At 58.5% G+C, this 18003-nt stretch carries 20 protein-coding genes and 6 pseudogenes; 8 read left to right on the top strand and 18 right to left on the bottom strand.

Annotated elements, in window-relative coordinates:
- Window positions 1–10 precede the first annotated feature (10 nt).
- From HDG39_RS20825 to HDG39_RS20815, 3 genes are all read left to right on the top strand, one after another.
- Complete coding sequence (locus HDG39_RS20825) at window positions 11–418, top strand: Hsp20/alpha crystallin family protein (protein WP_018424935.1); 408 nt, start codon at window positions 11–13, stop codon at window positions 416–418.
- A gap of 170 nt (window positions 419–588) precedes the next feature.
- Window positions 589–1152 carry an Hsp20/alpha crystallin family protein gene (locus tag HDG39_RS20820; protein ID WP_184008183.1) on the top strand — a complete coding sequence of 188 codons (564 nt, stop codon included), beginning with the start codon at window positions 589–591 and terminating at the stop codon, window positions 1150–1152.
- A gap of 250 nt (window positions 1153–1402) precedes the next feature.
- Window positions 1403–1642 carry a hypothetical protein gene (locus tag HDG39_RS20815; protein ID WP_026226611.1) on the top strand — a complete coding sequence of 80 codons (240 nt, stop codon included), beginning with the start codon at window positions 1403–1405 and terminating at the stop codon, window positions 1640–1642.
- Between the two features lie 287 nt (window positions 1643–1929).
- Here the strand turns inward: HDG39_RS20815 and HDG39_RS20810 are convergent, their stop codons facing one another.
- The 10 genes from HDG39_RS20810 to HDG39_RS20765 all read right to left on the bottom strand — a co-directional run bounded on the left by HDG39_RS20810 (window position 1930) and on the right by HDG39_RS20765 (window position 9412).
- Window positions 1930–2250, bottom strand: a complete 321-nt coding sequence (locus tag HDG39_RS20810; protein WP_018424932.1) for a Rieske (2Fe-2S) protein — start codon at window positions 2248–2250, stop codon at window positions 1930–1932.
- Window position 2251: 1 nt separating this feature from the next.
- On the bottom strand, window positions 2252–2620 hold the full coding sequence (locus HDG39_RS20805; protein ID WP_184008181.1) for an SUF system Fe-S cluster assembly protein: 369 nt from the start codon (window positions 2618–2620) through the stop codon (window positions 2252–2254).
- An 8-nt stretch (window positions 2621–2628) separates the two neighbouring features.
- Window positions 2629–3084, bottom strand: coding sequence for a Fe-S cluster assembly sulfur transfer protein SufU (gene sufU, locus HDG39_RS20800; RefSeq protein WP_018424930.1), 456 nt, complete (start codon window positions 3082–3084; stop codon window positions 2629–2631).
- The gene (locus HDG39_RS20795; RefSeq protein ID WP_184008179.1) at window positions 3081–4334 is read right to left on the bottom strand and encodes a cysteine desulfurase; all 1254 of its coding nucleotides are present in this window, start codon (window positions 4332–4334) and stop codon (window positions 3081–3083) included. Before HDG39_RS20795 ends, sufU begins: the two co-directional genes overlap by 4 nt.
- Window positions 4331–5674, bottom strand: a complete 1344-nt coding sequence (gene sufD / locus HDG39_RS20790) for a Fe-S cluster assembly protein SufD (protein WP_184008177.1) — start codon at window positions 5672–5674, stop codon at window positions 4331–4333. The genes HDG39_RS20795 and sufD overlap by 4 nt, the downstream gene beginning before the upstream one ends.
- Window positions 5671–6462 (bottom strand): Fe-S cluster assembly ATPase SufC, encoded by a 792-nt coding sequence (gene sufC / locus HDG39_RS20785; protein ID WP_184008175.1) that lies wholly within the window; start codon window positions 6460–6462, stop codon window positions 5671–5673. The genes sufD and sufC overlap by 4 nt, the downstream gene beginning before the upstream one ends.
- A gap of 27 nt (window positions 6463–6489) precedes the next feature.
- Window positions 6490–7935 carry a Fe-S cluster assembly protein SufB gene (gene sufB, locus HDG39_RS20780; protein ID WP_184008174.1) on the bottom strand — a complete coding sequence of 482 codons (1446 nt, stop codon included), beginning with the start codon at window positions 7933–7935 and terminating at the stop codon, window positions 6490–6492.
- Complete coding sequence (locus tag HDG39_RS20775; protein WP_018424925.1) at window positions 7932–8435, bottom strand: SUF system Fe-S cluster assembly regulator; 504 nt, start codon at window positions 8433–8435, stop codon at window positions 7932–7934. The genes sufB and HDG39_RS20775 overlap by 4 nt, the downstream gene beginning before the upstream one ends.
- Before the next feature lie 168 nt (window positions 8436–8603).
- Complete coding sequence (locus HDG39_RS35185) at window positions 8604–8984, bottom strand: hypothetical protein (RefSeq protein ID WP_260328115.1); 381 nt, start codon at window positions 8982–8984, stop codon at window positions 8604–8606.
- Complete coding sequence (locus tag HDG39_RS20765; protein ID WP_184008172.1) at window positions 8981–9412, bottom strand: hypothetical protein; 432 nt, start codon at window positions 9410–9412, stop codon at window positions 8981–8983. The genes HDG39_RS35185 and HDG39_RS20765 overlap by 4 nt, the downstream gene beginning before the upstream one ends.
- Between HDG39_RS20765 and HDG39_RS20760 the strand changes: the two are divergent.
- Both HDG39_RS20760 and HDG39_RS35180 read left to right on the top strand, forming a co-directional pair.
- Window positions 9405–9919, top strand: a pseudogene (locus tag HDG39_RS20760) (IS6 family transposase); the annotation flags it as partial. The gene HDG39_RS20765 and the pseudogene HDG39_RS20760 sit on opposite strands and share 8 nt — an antisense overlap.
- Before the next feature lies 1 nt (window position 9920).
- Window positions 9921–10083 (top strand): annotated as a pseudogene (locus tag HDG39_RS35180) (transposase); the annotation flags it as partial.
- A gap of 303 nt (window positions 10084–10386) precedes the next feature.
- Here HDG39_RS35180 and HDG39_RS20755 read toward each other — a convergent pair.
- From HDG39_RS20755 to HDG39_RS20730, 6 genes are all read right to left on the bottom strand, one after another.
- Entirely contained in the window at window positions 10387–11823 is a 1437-nt protein-coding gene (locus HDG39_RS20755; RefSeq protein ID WP_311666930.1) for an MFS transporter, read from the bottom strand.
- An 8-nt stretch (window positions 11824–11831) separates the two neighbouring features.
- Window positions 11832–12821, bottom strand: coding sequence for a TRAP transporter substrate-binding protein DctP (dctP, locus tag HDG39_RS20750; RefSeq protein ID WP_184008168.1), 990 nt, complete (start codon window positions 12819–12821; stop codon window positions 11832–11834).
- 140 nt (window positions 12822–12961) lie between these two features.
- A complete protein-coding gene (locus HDG39_RS20745; protein ID WP_184008166.1) occupies window positions 12962–13138 on the bottom strand; it encodes a hypothetical protein in 177 nt (58 codons plus the stop codon).
- On the bottom strand, window positions 13135–13605 hold the full coding sequence (locus HDG39_RS20740) for a hypothetical protein (protein WP_184008164.1): 471 nt from the start codon (window positions 13603–13605) through the stop codon (window positions 13135–13137). Before HDG39_RS20740 ends, HDG39_RS20745 begins: the two co-directional genes overlap by 4 nt.
- A gap of 104 nt (window positions 13606–13709) precedes the next feature.
- Window positions 13710–14198 carry a DoxX family membrane protein gene (locus HDG39_RS20735; RefSeq protein WP_260328114.1) on the bottom strand — a complete coding sequence of 163 codons (489 nt, stop codon included), beginning with the start codon at window positions 14196–14198 and terminating at the stop codon, window positions 13710–13712.
- Between the two features lie 28 nt (window positions 14199–14226).
- A complete protein-coding gene (locus HDG39_RS20730; protein WP_260328113.1) occupies window positions 14227–14766 on the bottom strand; it encodes a hypothetical protein in 540 nt (179 codons plus the stop codon).
- 511 nt (window positions 14767–15277) lie between these two features.
- Here HDG39_RS20730 and HDG39_RS20725 point away from each other — a divergent pair.
- Together HDG39_RS20725 and HDG39_RS20720 are read left to right on the top strand one after the other, a co-directional pair.
- Window positions 15278–16372 (top strand): porin, encoded by a 1095-nt coding sequence (locus HDG39_RS20725; protein WP_221305805.1) that lies wholly within the window; start codon window positions 15278–15280, stop codon window positions 16370–16372.
- 154 nt (window positions 16373–16526) lie between these two features.
- A pseudogene (locus tag HDG39_RS20720) lies at window positions 16527–16646 on the top strand (glutathione S-transferase); the annotation flags it as partial.
- Window positions 16647–16827: 181 nt separating this feature from the next.
- Here the strand turns inward: HDG39_RS20720 and HDG39_RS20715 are convergent.
- A pseudogene (locus tag HDG39_RS20715) lies at window positions 16828–16965 on the bottom strand (IS5/IS1182 family transposase); the annotation flags it as partial.
- Between HDG39_RS20715 and HDG39_RS20710 the strand changes: the two are divergent.
- A pseudogene (locus HDG39_RS20710) lies at window positions 16965–17433 on the top strand (transposase); the annotation flags it as partial. The pseudogenes HDG39_RS20715 and HDG39_RS20710 sit on opposite strands and share 1 nt — an antisense overlap.
- 47 nt (window positions 17434–17480) lie before the next feature.
- Here the strand turns inward: HDG39_RS20710 and HDG39_RS20705 are convergent.
- Window positions 17481–17891, bottom strand: a pseudogene (locus HDG39_RS20705) (transposase); the annotation flags it as partial.
- Between the last annotated feature and the right edge of the window lie 112 nt (window positions 17892–18003).

Here is an 18003-nt window from a genome sequence, read left to right as displayed (position 1 = left end):
GGAGGACATCATGAACGACACGACAGAACTTGCCCGGAAAGATGAAACGGCAGTGTCCCGGCGCGAAGACGAGCAGTCGCAACGCGGAATCACGCTAACGCCGCCCGTGGATATCTTCGAGGATAGCCAGGGCGTCACCCTGTGGGCTGATCTGCCCGGCGTAACAAGGGACCGGCTCGATGTGAAGGTGCATGACGGCAACCTGTACATCGAGGCCGAGGCGGTGGTGCCCACGCCAGCGGGGCTACGCGTACAGCATGCGGAGATCCGCCAGCCTCACTTCGCGCGGGCTTTCTCGCTTGGTGCCGAGTTCGACACCTCGAAAATCGACGCAAACCTGAAGGACGGCGTGCTGAAGCTGACGATACCGCGCCGCGACGAGGCGCGGCCGCGCCGCATCGAGGTCCGCACGAACTAGCAGTGCGGGCGACAGCGACGAGGAGGAAACCCGGTGGTGGCCGTCTGGCCACCACCTCTCGACCGCCGCAGCCCGGATGTGACACGTTGAGTGTAAGTAGGCGGCGAAATCGCTGCTTCGGTGAAATGACCCATATCCGGCTCTCCTGCCAGACCGTAGAGGAGGATGCGATGAACACCGACCCGAAGAAGTGGAATCCCTTCAAGTTCCTGCGTGGCGCGGGGCGCAAGTCCGGCGCGGACAGCCCGGAAGGCCCGCCGGCAAGCGAACAGTGGCGGGCCCCGTTCTCCGACATTCCACGATTCTTCTCGCGCGAACCGTGGCGTGCAGTCGAAGAGTTCTTTCATGATCCGTTCGCCGGACGGGGTGCTCTGGAACGATGGTTTGGCGACTTCAGTTCATCGCGCTTCCAGCCGCGCATCGACGTGGTCGATGATGGGCAGGTACTGCGTGTAACCGCCGAGTTGCCCGGAATGGAGCGGGAGGATCTGAACGTCACCGTCGAGGATGGGTCGCTCGTGCTGCGCGGCGAGAAAAAACAGGACGTGCGCAGCGAGGAAGACGGCTGCTACCGGCTTGAGCGCGCCTATGGAAGCTTCGTGCGCACGATCCCGATGCCGGAAAACGCCGACCCCGAGCACGCCCTGGCGAAGTTCGACAACGGCGTGCTCACGTTGACCGTACCGAAATCGGAGCCGTCGCGATCCGCGAGCCGCACGATCGATATCGGCTAGTGGGCTGGCAAGTCGCGCCGGTAGCGGATGAATATCGGGCTAGCCGGGCCGATAGCTCAGCTTGTAGAGCTGCATCGGGGCGGGCATCAAGTCTGCTCATTTGCAGCATCGGGCGATGATCGTCACGCGTATCGCGTGACGCCAGCAGCAGCGCATCGGGCGCGGTGCTTGCGTCACGTGAATGATGGCGCGCGACTCGATAGACGCGCACAGCGCTGTAACGGCGTTTCCTTGGCTACTGGGAGGCACTATGCAGAGGGAAGACATTACCTACCGTGGTTTCGTGATCCGGCCGCTCGTTACGATGTCGGAGCGGGGGCGCTATGCAGCCGCGGCCATTGTCACGGATCGGGACAGCGAAAGCCGGACGCTCGGCGTCGAGGGCGACTTTGGCGACATGCAAGAAGCGTGGGACCAGGCAATCGAACTGGCGATTGCATGGATCCATCAACGCAATGTCGTATCGGACCACTACATCCGTCAGCGATAAATCCAGATGTCGTCCGACACCGGCGATCTCGTCGGTAAGCCGCACGCGGTCCGGAACGTCTGTGTCATGTTTGCCGTGGCCAGCGCGGGGTCTGACCATGCGGCGCGGCGAATGGGACCGACCATTGCCCCCCGAAAGGCGGACGACAGACTCGATTCAAGCTGGCGAAAAAAAAGCGCGCAGGGTGACGCATCCACAGCATCCACATGATGCCAGTCATTCGCGTCGGTCGGCAGAACGTCGTCTGGAGCGGAGGCAACGCAAAAAACCCGGAAAAACAGCGCACCTCAATCCCATCGCTCGTCACGGACCTGAACAACGTCGGCCTCGATCCGCACCGGAAATGCCACCACATCCTCATATGCCGGCGGCGCCAACACCTTCCCGGTCCTGATGCAAAACCGTGCACCGTGGCGCGGACAGACGACCACGTCGCCTTCCACAACACCGCCCGTCAGGATGCCGCCGTCGTGCGGGCAGACATCCTCGATTGCATAACAGGTGCCGTCGACGTTGAACACAGCAACCTGCGCGCCATCGACCTCGACGCTGCGTACAGACCCAGCGGGGAAATCCCCGATCGCGGCGACATCGACCCAGTCGGACATGTCAAAGCATCCCCAATTGCAGGCGCGCCGCATCCGACATCCGGTCTCTCGACCACGGCGGATCCCACACCAGTTCAACGTGCACGTCGTTCACTCCGCTCGCCGAGAACACCGCATCCTCCACCGTCGCCGGGAAGGTCTGCGCAACCGGGCAGCCGGGCGCGGTCAGCGTCATGCGGATCCCAACGCGGCCTTCGGCTTCGTCCACGTCAAGACCGTAAACAAGCCCCAGATCGTAGATGTTGACCGGAATCTCCGGGTCGAACACGGTGCGCAGCGCGTCGATCACGCGCTCTTCAAGATGTTTTGTCGTTGTGCCACTGCCGGGTTGTGCGGCCTCGGCGCGCTTCAGCCAGTCGAATGTGCTCATCGTCTGCCTCACTCTGTGGAAACGGGGCGATCCTCGTCGTGCAGCGCGGCGTGCAGCGTATGCCAGGCGAGCGTCGCGCACTTCACCCGCTCGGGAAATTCACGTACTCCGGACAGCACCGCCAGCTTGCCCATCTCCGGCGCGGCTGCCGCCTGCCCTGCAGCGGGTGTTGTCACCATGTCGTGAAAGCGCCCGAACAGCGCTTCGGCCTCTGCTTCGGTTTTGCCTTTCAGCGCCTCGGTCATCAGCGACGCTGATGCTGTCGCAATTGCGCAGCCTGCGCCTTCGAAGCTCGCCTCTTTGACGATGCCGTCCTCGATTCGCAGATATAGCGTAATCCGGTCGCCGCACAGCGGGTTATAGCCTTCAGCCGTGTGATTGGCACCGGACAGTCCATGACAGTTACGCGGCCGCCGGTAGTGGTCGAAGATAACCTCCTGATACAGATCACGCAGATCGCTCATGTTCCGAATATCTCCCTGACTTTGACGAGGCCTTCGATCAGCGCGTCGATATCCTGGTGCGTGTTGTAGAGGGCGAGCGACGCGCGCACGGTAGCCGGTACGCCGAAGCGCTGCATCACCGGCATCGCGCAATGATGGCCCGCACGCACGGCGATGCCGTGACGATCGAGAATCGTGCCGACATCATGGGCATGCACGCCGTCGAGCACGAACGACACAATGCTTGCCTTGTCGCGTGCGCTACCGATAAAACGCAAGCCCGGTATCACCCGCAGCGCGGCCGTCGCATAGGCGAGCAGTTCGTTCTCGTGCGCGGCGATGACTTCCATGCCGATGCTGTCGACATAGTCGAGTGCCGCGCCCAGCGCAATCGCGCCGGCAATGTTCGGCGTACCCGCCTCGAACTTCCACGGAATCGCGTTGTATTCCGTTTTCTCGAACGTTACCGAGCGGATCATGTCGCCGCCGCCCTGCCATGGCGGCATCGCCTCAAGCATTGCGGCCTTGGCGTATAGCACGCCAATGCCAGTCGGTCCGTACACCTTATGCCCGGAAAACGCGTAGAAATCGCAATCTATCGCGCGGACGTCGACCGGCAGATGCGCGATTGCCTGTGCACCATCCAGCAGCACCGGCACGCCCCGCGCGCGTGCCGCTGCAACGATGCGCTCCACCGGATTGATGCTGCCGAGCGCGTTGGCCAGATGAGTCATCGCGACCAGCCGCGTACGTTCACTCAACAAACGCTCGTACGCGTCGGCGTCGAGCGCGCCCGTATCGTCGATCGGCACGACCTTCAGCGCCGCGCCCGTCTGCTCGCAGACGAGTTGCCACGGCACAATGTTCGAATGGTGCTCCATCGCGCTAATCAGGATTTCGTCGCCGGGCTTGATTTGCGGGCGAGCATAGCTCTGGGCGACGAGATTGATCGCTTCGGTCGTGCCACGCACGAACACGATCTCCTCCGGACGCTGCGCATTGATGAAGCGTGCAATCTTCGCGCGTGCGGCCTCGAATGAATCGGTCGCGCGCTGAGACAGCAGATGCACGCCGCGGTGTACATTGGCGTTGCTATGCCGGTAGTAAGCGTTTTCCGCGTAGATGACCGAGGCAGGCTTTTGCGTAGTGGCGCCATTGTCGAGATAGACCAATGGCCGGCCATGCACGCGCTCGCCCAGAATCGGAAAATCGGCTCGCCAGTGCTCGACATTGCGCGGATCGGGCGTCTGCATCTGTTCGATCGGCTTCATAGCAATTCCCTGATGCGCTCCCCTTCCGGGGTGCGCGCGAACAGCAGGTTTTCGAGACGGCCACGCAGCGAATCGATGCGCACACGTTCGACAATGTCGCGCGCAAATGCGTATGTCAATAGCGCCCGCCCCATACGCTCTTCGATGCCCCGTGCACGTAAATAGAACAGCTGGCTGTCGTCCAGTTGCCCGACCGTCGCGCCGTGTGTGCATTTCACGTCGTCGGCGTAGATCTCGAGTTGCGGCTTCGTGTCGATCTCCGCATCGCGTGACAGCAGCAGGTTGTGATTCGCCTGATGCGTGTCCGTTTGCTGCGCATCGCGATGCACGATGACGCGTCCGTTGAACACGCCGCGCGCAGCGCCGTCGAGCACGCCGCGATAGTATTCGCGACTCGTGCCGTGCGGCTCAGTATGATCGATGCGCGTGTGGTGATCGACGTGCTGCCGGCCCCCAACGAAATAAAGACCGTTCAACGTGGCTTGCGCGTTCTCGGCGTTCAGGCTTGTGCCAATACCAGTGCGCGACAACGCGGCGCCGAACGCGAACGCATGTGAGGTAAAACAACTGCCACGTTGCTGCGCAACGGCGACTGACGCGATATGAAAAGCCTTCGAGCTTTCCCGCTGCAACCGGTAGTGCTGCACATCCGCCTGTTCGTCTGCGACGATGCGGGTGACCGCGTTGGTCCAGTACGCGTCGTCGCATAGCCCTAAAAAGTGCTCGACGATCGTGCAGCCCGAGCGTGTTCCTGCAAGCACGACATTGAACGGCTGCATCGCAAGATTCGCTTCATCGGTCAGGAACAGGATCTGCACCGGTTGATCGATGACCTCGCCAGGCGGCAGCACGACGGCAAACCCGTCCGTCATAAACGCCGTGTTTAGCGCGGCAAAGCCATCTGCATATTCCGGCGAGACAATCGCCGCCTCCAGCCGTTGCGGCATTTCTTTCAACGCCCGCGTGAGCGAGCCTACAAATACGCCATGCGGCAAGCCGTTGAGCTTCGACAGCCGCGGCACATGCCGACCGTTGACAAAGACCAGTCGATGCCCGGCAGGGTCCAGCTCGAGTTCATCGACGATGCGGCGCCCGTCCCTACCGCCGCTGAGGTCGATGAGGTCGGTGCGTTGTGCCCTGAAATGCCAGGGACGCTTGCCAAGCGCCGACACGTTCGTGTATTTCCAGTCCTCGTGCCGCGTGGTCGGAAAACCCAGCGCGTCGAACTGGTCGAACGCGCTTCGGCGCGCGTCACGCAGCCACGGAAATTCAGCGCCGGGCAACGTCTTCGCGAGTTGCCCAAAAGCCTGATGGAAATAGTCGAGAGATTCGTTTTTCATGGACGCCCCGCACTTTCCTGGCTTGCTCTATTTTCTGCTTGCACCGCTTCATCGTCGATCCAACCATAGCCTTTACGCTCCAGCTCCAGCGCCAGTTCACGGGACCCCGACTTCACGATCCGGCCATTCGCCAGCACATGCACGCGATCCGGCACGACGTAGTCCAATAGCCGCTGATAGTGCGTCACGAGCACGATCGCCCGTTCTGGACTGCGCATGCTGTTGACGCCCTGCGCGACAATCTGCAATGCATCGATGTCGAGTCCGGAATCCGTTTCGTCGAGAATGGCGAGCCGGGGCTCCAGCACGACCATCTGCAGAATCTCGTTGCGTTTCTTCTCTCCGCCGGAAAAACCTTCGTTCACGGCGCGATACAGCAGACTCTCGTCCATCTGCATCAGCGTTATCCTCTCCTTGACCCGTTGCAGAAACTCCATCGCATCGAGCTCCGGCTCGCCACGATACCGCCGCTGCGCATTCAACGCCGCCTTCAGCAGATAAATGTTGCTTACGCCGGGTATCTCGACGGGATACTGGAACGCGAGAAACAGTCCTTGATGCGCGCGCTCCTCGGGTGCGAGCGCCAGCAGATCACGGCCGAGATACGAGACCTCGCCGCCCGTGACAGCAAACTCCTCGCGCCCGGCCAGCACCTGGGCAAGCGTGCTCTTGCCCGAGCCATTCGGGCCCATGATCGCGTGCACCTCGCCGGCCTTTACACTCAGATCGATGCCATGCAGAATTTTCTTGCCGTCGACTTCGACCTGCAGATTGCTGATTTCAAGCATGGTTCGAATCCTTCGAATCGCTGAGGGTTATCCCACGGCGCCTTCCAGACTGACGCCGAGCAGCTTTTGCGCCTCGACAGCAAACTCCATCGGCAGCTCCTTGAAGACCTCCTTGCAGAAGCCGTTCACGATCATCGACACAGCATCTTCCGGCGACAACCCACGCTGCCGGCAATAGAACAACTGGTCTTCGCCGATGCGCGATGTCGATGCTTCGTGTTCGACCTTCGCGGTCGGGTTCTTGACCTCGATGTAAGGGAATGTGTGGGCGCTGCAACGGTTTCCGAGCAAAAGCGAATCGCACTGCGTGTAGTTGCGCGCGCCTTCCGCCGCACGGACGACCTTCACGAGGCCGCGATACGCGTTCTTGCCGCGGCCAGCCGAAATGCCTTTCGACAGAATCGTGCTGCGCGTATTGCGGCCGACGTGAACCATCTTCGTTCCGGTATCGGCCTGCTGATAGTGGTTGGTCAGCGCGACCGAATAGAATTCACCGACCGAGTTATCGCCCTGCAGGATCACGCTCGGATACTTCCACGTAATCGCCGAGCCGGTTTCCACCTGAGTCCATGAAATCTTCGAATTCGCCTCGCGGCAGTCGCCACGTTTGGTCACGAAGTTGTAGATGCCGCCCTTGCCCGACGCATCGCCCGGATACCAGTTCTGCACCGTCGAATAGCGGATCTGTGCACCTTCCAGCGCGACCAGTTCGACCACAGCGGCATGCAGCTGGTTTTCGTCACGCATCGGCGCGGTGCAGCCTTCCAGATAGCTCACGTACGCGCCTTTGTCCGCGACGATCAGAGTGCGCTCGAACTGCCCGGTATTCTGCGCGTTGATACGAAAGTAGGTCGACAGTTCCATCGGGCAGCGCACGCCCGGCGGGATGTAGCAGAACGACCCATCGCTGAACACGGCGGAATTGAGCGCAGCAAAGAAATTGTCGGTGTGCGGCACGACCGAGCCGAGATACTTTCGCACCAGTTCGGGATGATGCTGTACGGCATCCGAGAACGAACAGAACACAATGCCGAGTTCCGCCAGCTTTTCGCGGAACGTAGTCGCTACCGACACGCTGTCGAATACCGCATCCACCGCTACGCCCGCCAGCAGTTCGCGCTCCCTCAGCGGCACACCCAGCTTTTCGTAGGTACGTAGCAGTTCCGGATCGACTTCATCGAGACTCTTCGGTCGATTCTTCGTCATCGGCGCGGAATAATAGATGATGTTCTGATAATCGATCGGCGGGTGTTCGACAGTCGCCCAATGCGGCTCGGTCATCGTGAGCCAGTGGCGATAGGCCGCGAGTCGCCATTCGAGCATGAACGCCGGCTCCTCTTTCTTCACTGAAATGAGCCGGACCACGTCCTCGCTTATCCCGCGCGGAAGCGCATCGGCCTCCAGATCAGTCACGAAACCGTGCTGGTATTCGCGGCTGATCAGTTCATCGAAACCGGTTGTGGATGCGCTCATGCGTGGCCTCCGTCAGTCGACATGCGCGCAGGCATCGCGACCGCGCGGTGGCTGGGGATGCTACGGGCGCGGATCGCGCTGATATCGACCGCGCGCAAGGCGGGGCCCGCCATGTCCGCCAGCGTGACCTGCTGCAACGCTTCGTAGATCAGGCGATTGACCTTCTGCCAGTTGGCGCGCACCGCGCACGCCGCCTCCTGGATACACAGTCCTGGCGTAGTGCTGCATTCGGTCATCCCAATCGGGCCGTCGACAGCGGCGATCACCTCCGCCAGCGTGATCCGCCCGGGCGGTCGAGGCAACAGGTAACCGCCGTTTGTGCCGCGCAGCGACTCCACGACACCACCCCGCGTCAGAACTTTCAGCACCTTTGACACCGTAGGCATCGCGACGCCGGTCACCGTCGCAATGCTGCTTGCGCTGTGGACGGCATCCGGATCGCGCGCCATCGCGGTCATGATCACCGTGCCGTAATCGGCAAGTTTGCTCATGCGCAACATAGGAACATCTCCCGTTTTAATCGGGACCTATTTGGTCCTGATTAAATCGAAACCGAATCCGCACGTTTGCAGTGAGCGACACTGTCCTGTGGGGATTCCTGGCCACGTCGCCAGCCGCTTTCCGTTTCGGGAAAAGCGTTTCGCCAACGACGCAACGCCAATTTCATTCTAGACCTGTATGCACGACCTTGTCAGTGTATTGGGCCTATGTGTTCCGCGCATACATGAAAGCCCGGAGTCCACGTTCACCGTTGCCGGCATCGTCGTGGTGCCGACGGCGGTGTGAGCCGCGCACCGGACCGGGATCAGGTGAAGCTCACGGGACAATAGGGTGCGGTTCGTGGCAACCGTATCGCACTCGACACCTGCTGGCGCGGCCGCTTTTGCGATGACCGCGAGGTAGTCAACCGCACGCTTTCGGGTGGCCTGGACGACTCGATCCTCGGTGTCCGCGATCATTTCGGTGCCGTATGCGAGGACATGAAATTCCGGGATGACATTGAGCCCCGTGGTTTTGGCGCCATTTTCCATGGCGAGCGTCACCGTCATTTGAATGCGGCTTCGGAGAGGGCCGAACCATCGGTCTGCACCAACGGATGATCTGCACCAACGGATGCTTGAACATACGTTTCTCCCCGCGGCCAGACATATTCGCGCTGACATCCTGCGCCCGTCGCCTGAACGAGGCCCGGGTGGATCGAGGCGACCCCTTCAGTATGGTCACCATGACAGGGTCCGGCACGCAGTCCATGTGCGGGTAGAGTAAGACGACGAAGAACACGAACCCGATCTGTCGCCGTTTCCGAACATGTTGATTTCGTCGATGCTACAGCTTCGTTGCGCGTCACCCAGCAGCAATCTTCATCTTTGTGCTTCCCGGCATGAGCAGAAGGAATGTCGCATGGTTCTGATGCAAATAGGCTCCGCGAATCGGTTAAAGTATTCAGACCAACAATCTGGTGGTCGGTGATGATCAAGCGCAAGGGCCTGGAGGCGGTGTTTGATGGGCGACATTTTGATCGGGAGATCATCATTCTCTGCGTGCGCTGGTACCTTAGCTCAGCCTGCGCGATCTGGTCGAGATGATGGCCGAGCGCGGTTTGTCGCTGGCGCACACCACGATTATGCGTTTGGTGAAGCGCTTCACACGGGAGTTCGTCAAGCGCTGGAATCGTTTTGGCATACCCACAGGGCGGTCACGGCGTGTTGACGAAACCTACCTGAAGGTTCGTGGCAAATGGGATTATCTGTACCGTGCGGCAGATCGAGGTGGCCAGACGGTAGACTTCATGCTCAGAGCGAAGCGCGATGTGTCCGCGACCAAAGCCTTTTTCAGCAAGGCAATCAAACATCAGGGCCAGCTGCCGGAGACGATCACGCTCGATGGGTATGCCGCCTCACACCGAGCGGTGCGTGAGATGAAGACCAATGGCCTGCTGCCCGAGGGCACGAAGATCTGGTCCTCGGAGTACCCGAACAATCTAGCCACGTCGATGGGTAGTCGAGCGCAGCTTCGGACGGCTCAACCGCTTTCGACGCCTCGCACGTGACTACGAACGCTTGCCCGAAACACTCGCAGTGTCTGCATTTTGTCGTCTTCGCCATGCTTATGCTTGTCCATACAATCCCAGTACTGCGAAGTTCGTAACACCGTCTAGTTCAAAGCCGGGCCGCTGGTCCATCTGGTAGGTGACAACTTGACCGTTGTGCAGGTCCATCAGATCGGTGTCTAACTTTTGACTGCAATTCATCGGGACGGGCTTATTCGTCTAACGGTTTGGGTCCAAGGTGTTCCCTCCAGAACGTCTAGTCGACAGTCAGATGCGGCGGAGTATGAAGCAGGGGAAGCGACTGTAGCGTCGTAGCCACAAAAATGCTCGCCTGAATCCCGTCCGTAATCGCTGCCCACTGACGATGCATTTCCCTTATTCATCGTCTTGTCCTCGATTACTTATCGCAGCTCGGCACCTTCATCAGCAGGGAGACTGATGAACGCAGCCACTGACAGACAACTCAAGGCCCCAACGATAAAGAACGTCATCGGAAAATCGCTCATCGTCAAATGCTCCGCACTATGCCCGTGAGTCTGTGCAGTGATCGTCAAGCAGAAAGCACATAGAGCGACACCAAAACTCATCGACGTCTGCTGCATCATAGTCGAAAGTGCTGTTGCCTTGCTCATAATAGCCTTCGGAACGCCAGAAAATCCGACCGTATTCATCGTGACCATTCCAAGCGAGTTGACAATGCCCGCCATGAAAAGCACAGCAGACATGAAATAAATTGATGTTCCCGGCGAAAACGAACCATAGGCTGCAAATGCAGCAGCCGACAATACGGTCGCTGTAATCATAAGAGGCTTAAAACCGAATTTATTAATAGCCCGCCGCAGGATCGGCCGAATTCCAAAGGCACCAACCGAAAGCCAGGCACTCGTCAATCCGGATTGAATAGGCGTGAATCCCACGCCCACTTGCAAAAGCAGCGGAACGAAAATAGGCGCCGAACCAACCGCTATTCGTAACGGCATACCACCAATATTTGTGATACTGAATGCTTTATATCCGAAAATGCTAAGCGGGATTATCACGTCAGTACGATCTCGGCTATAGATCCAATAGGCGATCGACGCCACGATACCGATGCTCGTGACGAAAATTGTAGCGCTCAGCGGAACAAAATTGCGCCCGATAGTTTCCACGCCGCAGACCACTCCAGAAAGTCCGATCGCCATCAGAACGAACCCTGTTAGGTCGAATCGCTCCGTTCTTTCGGATCGCGAATCCGGCACAAACTTTAGTGACAACAAGATTCCCAGGACACCGAAAGGGATGTTGAGCAGGAATATCCACCGCCATGACGCCAGCGTGACGATGAAGCCTCCGAGAAGCGGTCCCAAGACACGACCGATGGTCCCCGGCACGGTGAACCACACCATCGCCATTACCAACTGCGCAGGCGGGATGCTGCGCAAGAGGATCAACCGTCCGACCGGCACCATCATCGCGCCGCCGAGGCCTTGCAATATCCGGAACAGAACGATTTGAGTGATAGAGGTTGCGGCTCCGCACAGTGCCGACGCCAGAGAGAATATTGCGACTGCCGAACAGAAAACACGGCGGGTACCGAAGCGATCCGTGAGCCAGCCGCTCGCGGGCAGAAACAGCGCCAAACTCAAGAGATACGCGCTGATAGCGAAATTGAGGTGAAGTATCTCAACGTTCAACGACGCAGCAATGGACTGAAGTGCCGTACCCAGTATCGATGTATCGACTGCCTGTAAAAACATCGGCACAGCGACGATCATAGGAATCAGTCGCGTGTGCCGAGAGAAAGACGCCAATTTGGCGTCCTGTTTTGCCCCGAGGGTTATATTTTCGTCAATCACCGAATTATCTAGTGCTTTGCTATCTGACGCCGGTAGATATCGAGAATCTCGGGGTCGTAGTTGCGGAAGAATTGCTGCCGGACGGGCTCTGTCATCGCTTCCATCTTTGCGATCTCTCTTGGCGAGAGGCTATAAACAATCATCCCGTGACGTGCAATTGCGGCCCTGTCCGTCCTCGCCTGTTCTCGAATCAGATCGCGTTCATAGCGCCCTGCTTCTACCGCCGCGTGTTGTAAAACATTTCGGTCCCCAACCGACAACCTCCCCCATACTGCGGAGTTGGCAACGACGGCAATCGCGCTATAGGAATGATTCGTGACCGTCACGGCCGATTGAACATCATACAGGTGGCCGACCAAGATTTGCGAGTAGAAGTTGTCTTGAGCCGCCACTCGTCCTGACTTGAGAGCCTCATATAGCTCGGGATACGGAAGACCGACGACCTGGGCACCCAAGGCCTTAAACGTCTCGACGAATGCCGGTTCCGGAATCACACGAACCGGACGGTCCGTCAGATCATTAGCGTGTTCGAACGACCGCCCCGACGTCGTGATCTGTCGAAATCCATTTTCCCACCATGCGAGACCCATCAGTCCATGGCCTTGGAGACCTGACATCAATTTCTGCCCAAAGGGACCGTCCAGCAGTTCATGCGCTTGGCGATCGCTGTGGACCACGAACGGAAGGTCCATGATCTCGAATTCGGGTTCGACATGACGCAGTGCCGGCGTAACCAGCAGCATCATATCGGGGGCACCAGGACCGCCCTCTTGCAACGTCTTGATCTGATCTTCGGGCGATCCCGGAACTGTCGCCCCACTCACTGTCACTGCCAGGCGTCCGTTGGATTCTTCGTTCACGAGTTCCGCGAACTTGATCATGCCGCGCACTGTCGGTTGGTTCGAGTTCAAGTGCGCCCGATATTCCATGATCGTGAGCGTTTGGACGGGTTGAGCATATGCCCATATCGGCTGCGCAAACAAAAGCGTTGCGAACATTGCTCCGGTAACGTCATGGCAAATTTGGTTTGGGGACCATCCCGATATGAAACGTGCAAATCGCTTTATCATGTTTCAAGCATCCTTCAAGACGGTGAAGTGAGGGTGTAGACGGGGCTGTGGACGGCGCATCTATCCGTTCATCGTTCTGACAACGCGGACCGGATCATCATTGCCAAAGTAATGATCCCGGCGCCCAAGGGCGGACCATAGTCATAAAGTCGCAGATGACGCGAAAAGAAAATCGTCGAAGTGAAAATTACTATCAGCGTGACCGCCACTACAACCGCAAAAACCACCATGAAATCCTTCTTCATGACTCACCCCTCGGCTCAAGGCCTTGGCGTTTCATCCCATCCCAAAACCAAAAAGGCTTCCCTTTGACACGGCAAAAGTTTGCGTAGTATCCGCCGTATGCCAGCAAGAGTGCGCCGTTCAAGAGCAACTCTTGAAGACCGGTGAACAATTCACGCGGATCAGGCGAGACGAAAAGATTCAGAAAGACGATCGTTACACTGATACCAGCCATGACGATCAGCGCCAGCGGCACCGCGATATCGAGTAGCAGCAACGTACCGAGTATGGTCTCAAGATACTTGACCATTTGATAGAAGCCGACATCTGCCATCGCACCGATATATGTACCCACTTTGCCCGCGTGGCTGAAATCCGGCACGTATCGAAAAATTGCGTAGTAAAGCCCTGACTCAAGATAGTGGAATGCGAAAAACAACCTGGCCCACATGACCAGGTACTTCCACGGTGATTCATGTGCCATCTTCATGGCGCTTTCCCTTGATGCAGATAAAAAAAACTACGTCACTTATGCAACGTAGCAACCCTCACTCGCGCACATCCGTTGCGCACTCGTACATCCGATTTCCGGACTTACGCGACGTCCTGCTTGAAAATGTTCGGCAACTTCCTCCAGTCGGCGATGCGGCCAAGAGTCGGTTTGAACGTCATCATCGGAAAGTAGTACTTGATGTACCACATCATCAGGATAAGATTCATGTACAGACAGCCGACGCCCATGTAAGGCGTGAACATCTTGTCGAAGCGATGGTTCAACACGATCGCGTTGTACCAGACCACGAACGACACGGGCAGCAGCATCAGCAGGCCCACGGGCACAAAGCAGCCGGTAATCAGGCAGACCCCGCCCACAATTTCGCAAATCTTCACAATATGGAAGAAGTGCGTGTGAACCATCGTGACCAGCAGTTCGTTCGATGCGTGCAACGTGCCGAACGGTTGCGGGAAGATCGGTGCGTGGCCCGTGGCCACGAGCCAATAGCTTGTGCCGCTGACGCACATCCAGCCACCGAGATACAGGCGGCAGAACAGGAGAATGACTTTGCCAACGAGTTGCGGCATCGTTTTCTGATCGATATACATAATCTAATCACTCTTTATTGGTTAGCCCGGAGCCTTGGCCGTTGCTTCCGCCGTCGCGGGGGGCAGCGACGCTCGTCTGTGCAACGCGATCGTGGCGAATGATCCAACCAGACCCGCTGATTTCGTAGACATCGACGACGTCTTGCGCAGGTTGACCGCGCGCGGCTTCGATCTTGTGGAAGACCGCGACGTCGTTACCTTCGACGATCAGTTTCTTCACCGTATGCGGGATCGGTTCGCCGTCTTGGTGATCGATCGTGTTCGGCGCGTTATCCACGGCCTTCTCTGCAAAGTACGTCTTGTATGCCTCGACGCCCTTACCCTTTGTGTAAGCCTCGTCCATGAACTCCGTAACGATTTCATGCGGGAGCTTACCGGTGCCGGCGTGCCAGTGCCAACGCGGGTCAGAGTGGAGTTGGTGAGCGATCTGGAGGATGAACAAGACGCCAAGAAGCGCGGTGACCATCCGTCCCTGCAAACTGTCGAGCCACGCGTTCACACACGTGGCAGTGCTATTCGAGGAGAGATCCTCTTGGTTAACCAACATCCTGCCTCCTTCGGAGCATTTATAAAAACTGGAAACGGTAGCGCGTGTTTTGCATTCAATTTAGCCTATTGAATGGTATAGCGCGCTAACGGATCATGTAAACGCCGGGAAAACCCCCACTCGAATTCATACCGGCTCATCTTGTGCGACCGGGGCTCCCCCTCTGGCTCTCGATGCCGAATTCCCCCTGATTTGACGTGAGCCTGAAGTCGACGTTTGGGGGGCGGCGGGGCTGGCCAACTCTGCGGTGGCACTGGCAGTGAACGCGGGTTGCGTTCGCTCCCCACCTTTCTTGCATTTACTTCGTCCTCCTACACGCACTACATGTATTAAGCGTCCCGATAGAGCATCCAGGGGAATACCCTTGAGCACGACGAATTTGAAATTCCTTTGATTTGGTAGGCATAAACGAATATTATTGTGAATGCCTAATGTCGTGCGCGGACTGCTCCGCCGTTGCAGTGGAGGCCGCACTTTGCAAATCAAATTACAATACGTAGGAGACGTTGAATTGCGTAAACTGCTTATCAGCTGCGCTCTTGCCGCAGCTTTCGCGCCTGCGGCTCACGCGCAGAACAGCGTGACCATGTATGGCGTTGCCGACGTGTTTGTCGGCTACTTCGGTAACTCGACCGGCCAACACGCCATCAGCCTGAACAGCGGCGGCGCCGGTGGTTCGCGCTGGGGCTTGCATGGCACTGAAGACTTAGGCGGCGGTCTGTCCGCAATCTTCACCCTCGAAAGCGGCTTCAACATCAACAACGGCACGTCCGGCCAGAGCGGCCGACTATTCGGCCGCCGCGCCTATGTCGGCCTCGACAGCAAGCAATACGGTCAGCTGATCGCTGGCCGCTTGCAAACGATGGGTTACGACTGGGGCGGCACGTTCGATCCGATGCTGCTCGCACCGGGATCGCCGCTGGGGTCGGTGGGCGGTGAAAACCCCCGCCCGTGGCTGTACAACATGCTGCAAGACCCGGCACGCTCTGACAACACGATTCAGTACTCGTCGCCCGAATTCCACGGACTGAGCGGCAGCGCCACCTACTCCTGGGGTGACAACCAAGGCCTGCAAACTGCGCAGCATTTCCAGTTGGTCACCGTCCGTTATCAGAACGGACCGCTGCTGACGGAATACGGTTTCGGCCACAGCCTGCAACCGTCTGCTGCCGTTGCTCGCAACACGTACGAAAACGTGCTCGGCATCCGCTACAACCTGAACTTTATGGAACTGTACGCTACGGGTCAGATCCGTACGAACGATCCGGGCCGGGTGGACAAGGGTTGGCAATTCGGTTTCACGGTGCCGACCGGCCCCGCTGGCACGATCCGCGTCTCGTATGGTGGCCTGAGCGACCTGAATATCGGTCCTGACGGCAAGCAGTTAGTCACGAACAACTACTACGGTAACTGGATCATCCGCTCGGCGGCTATCGGCTACACGTATTCGCTTTCGAAATCGACAATGCTCTACGGCTTCTTCAAGAAACTGTGGAACCGCGGCATCGCCAACCAAGCGATCTATCCCCCCGGTGGCCTCGGTGCGCCGGCTGGCCTGAACACCAACGTAACGGCAATCGGCTTGGGCTTGGCGACGCATTTTTAATGGCGTAACTGTCTGAAGTCTCAAAAAAACCTATCACGATAGGTTTTTTTTCTTCTCTACAATTAATCGACTAGATCATGTCACGCACCTATTCTTGTCTATTCTTCCGCTCTTTCTCGCCACGGTCACCGGGTTCGCCTGTTTTTGTCTGAATTTGGCAAAACGGTATGGTGATGCTACGTGGCTACCCGAAGATCCGATCGGGGCGGCCACTGTACAACGTTGGCTTTCCTTGGCTGCCGGGCCTATCGCCAGTGGCGCCGCGCTCGCCCGGCGACACCCTTGTATCCACGGTCGACGATGGCGACTTCCGGCGTGGCGTCGCACAGGATTGCTGCGTGTTCCAGCGCTTCAGCCAGCGTATGACCGTCGTACGCTCCCCGCGTCACAATGGTTGTCGCCTGGAAAAATTGGAATCTGGGGGCGATACAGCGAGAGCAAGTTGGCGCGTTCCTGAGGATCATCCGCAGGTTGTGACCTGCGCCGCACAGCACCGCGTGGATCGCATCGCCCAGCGCGCCATTGAGCCAGTTCCGATCCAGTCTTCCGTCTTTCTTCATGTGGCCAACGGCTGGTTCGATCGCGCTGCGTCGTCCCGGGTCGATGGTTTTACCTGTACCTGATCCTGGACCTGTACAGCCGCAAGATTGTCGGCTGGGAGGTGCACGACAGCGACGCTCAAGGCCACCAGCGTACTGGCGATGCTGCACTGGTTGGGTGTCAAGCCGTCGTAATCACGCCCCCGGGTCAGCGACGATAACGCCTACGCCGAGGCGCTGTTCCGAACCGTGAAGTACCGGCCGGAGTTTCCGGTCACAGGGTTCGACGATCTGAACGCTGCCCGCGCCTGGGCTGCCGGTTTCGTGCAGTGGTACAACTTCGAGCATCGTCATAGCGGCATCCGCTACGTGACGCCTGCACAGCGTCATGCCGGCGACGATCGTGCGCTTCTCGCGGCACGTCACGCACTGTACGTGAGGGCACGCGCATGCAATCCGGCCCGCTGGTCGCGTCATACGCGCAACTGGACACCGGTTGGTGCCGTGAGGCTTAACCCCTAACGTGACTCAGTCGTTCAGATGGCCTCGATCGGCGCGAATAAACAGCCGATCACGCCGGCACGCTTTGCCACTTCGATCGTCTCAGCCAGCAACTCTTCAACGCCAGCTTCGCTCAGGCGCTTCCTCCAGCGCGTCAGGCTCGACGGCTTGATCGGCGGTTCGGTTTGCAAATGGGTTTCGCCCCGTGAACACCTGCCAATACGGGTTCTCCACCCATTGCCAGACCAGCTCTTCGTCGGACAGGTCGAACGCGTGCTGCAGATACAGCAGCCCGGCAATCAGGCGCGACAACGTTGTCGGTCGCCCCTTGTGCGAGACGAAGCTCTCGGTCATCGATGCGTCCAGCCGCTCCCAGTTGATCAGATCAGTCCGGCGCACCAGTGGATGCTTCAGGTTGATCTGTTCTCGCGGCGTTTGCCGGAAGAATCTTGTTCCGTCACAGGCGTCTTCTGACCCATCTGCACCTCGTCATGTTTTGCAGGATTCACGCATCAATATGCCAGGCCTCTGCAATTCCAACAACACCATTTCGGCCCCAAAGTCACGTCATATAAGGCGCACCGGATTGTT

Source organism: Paraburkholderia lebeckiae, assembly GCF_014201005.1.
GTDB lineage: Bacteria > Pseudomonadota > Gammaproteobacteria > Burkholderiales > Burkholderiaceae > Paraburkholderia > Paraburkholderia tuberum.
The sequence above is the reverse complement of the archived record's forward strand: the minus strand, read 5'-3'. Positions and strand labels throughout refer to the sequence as shown.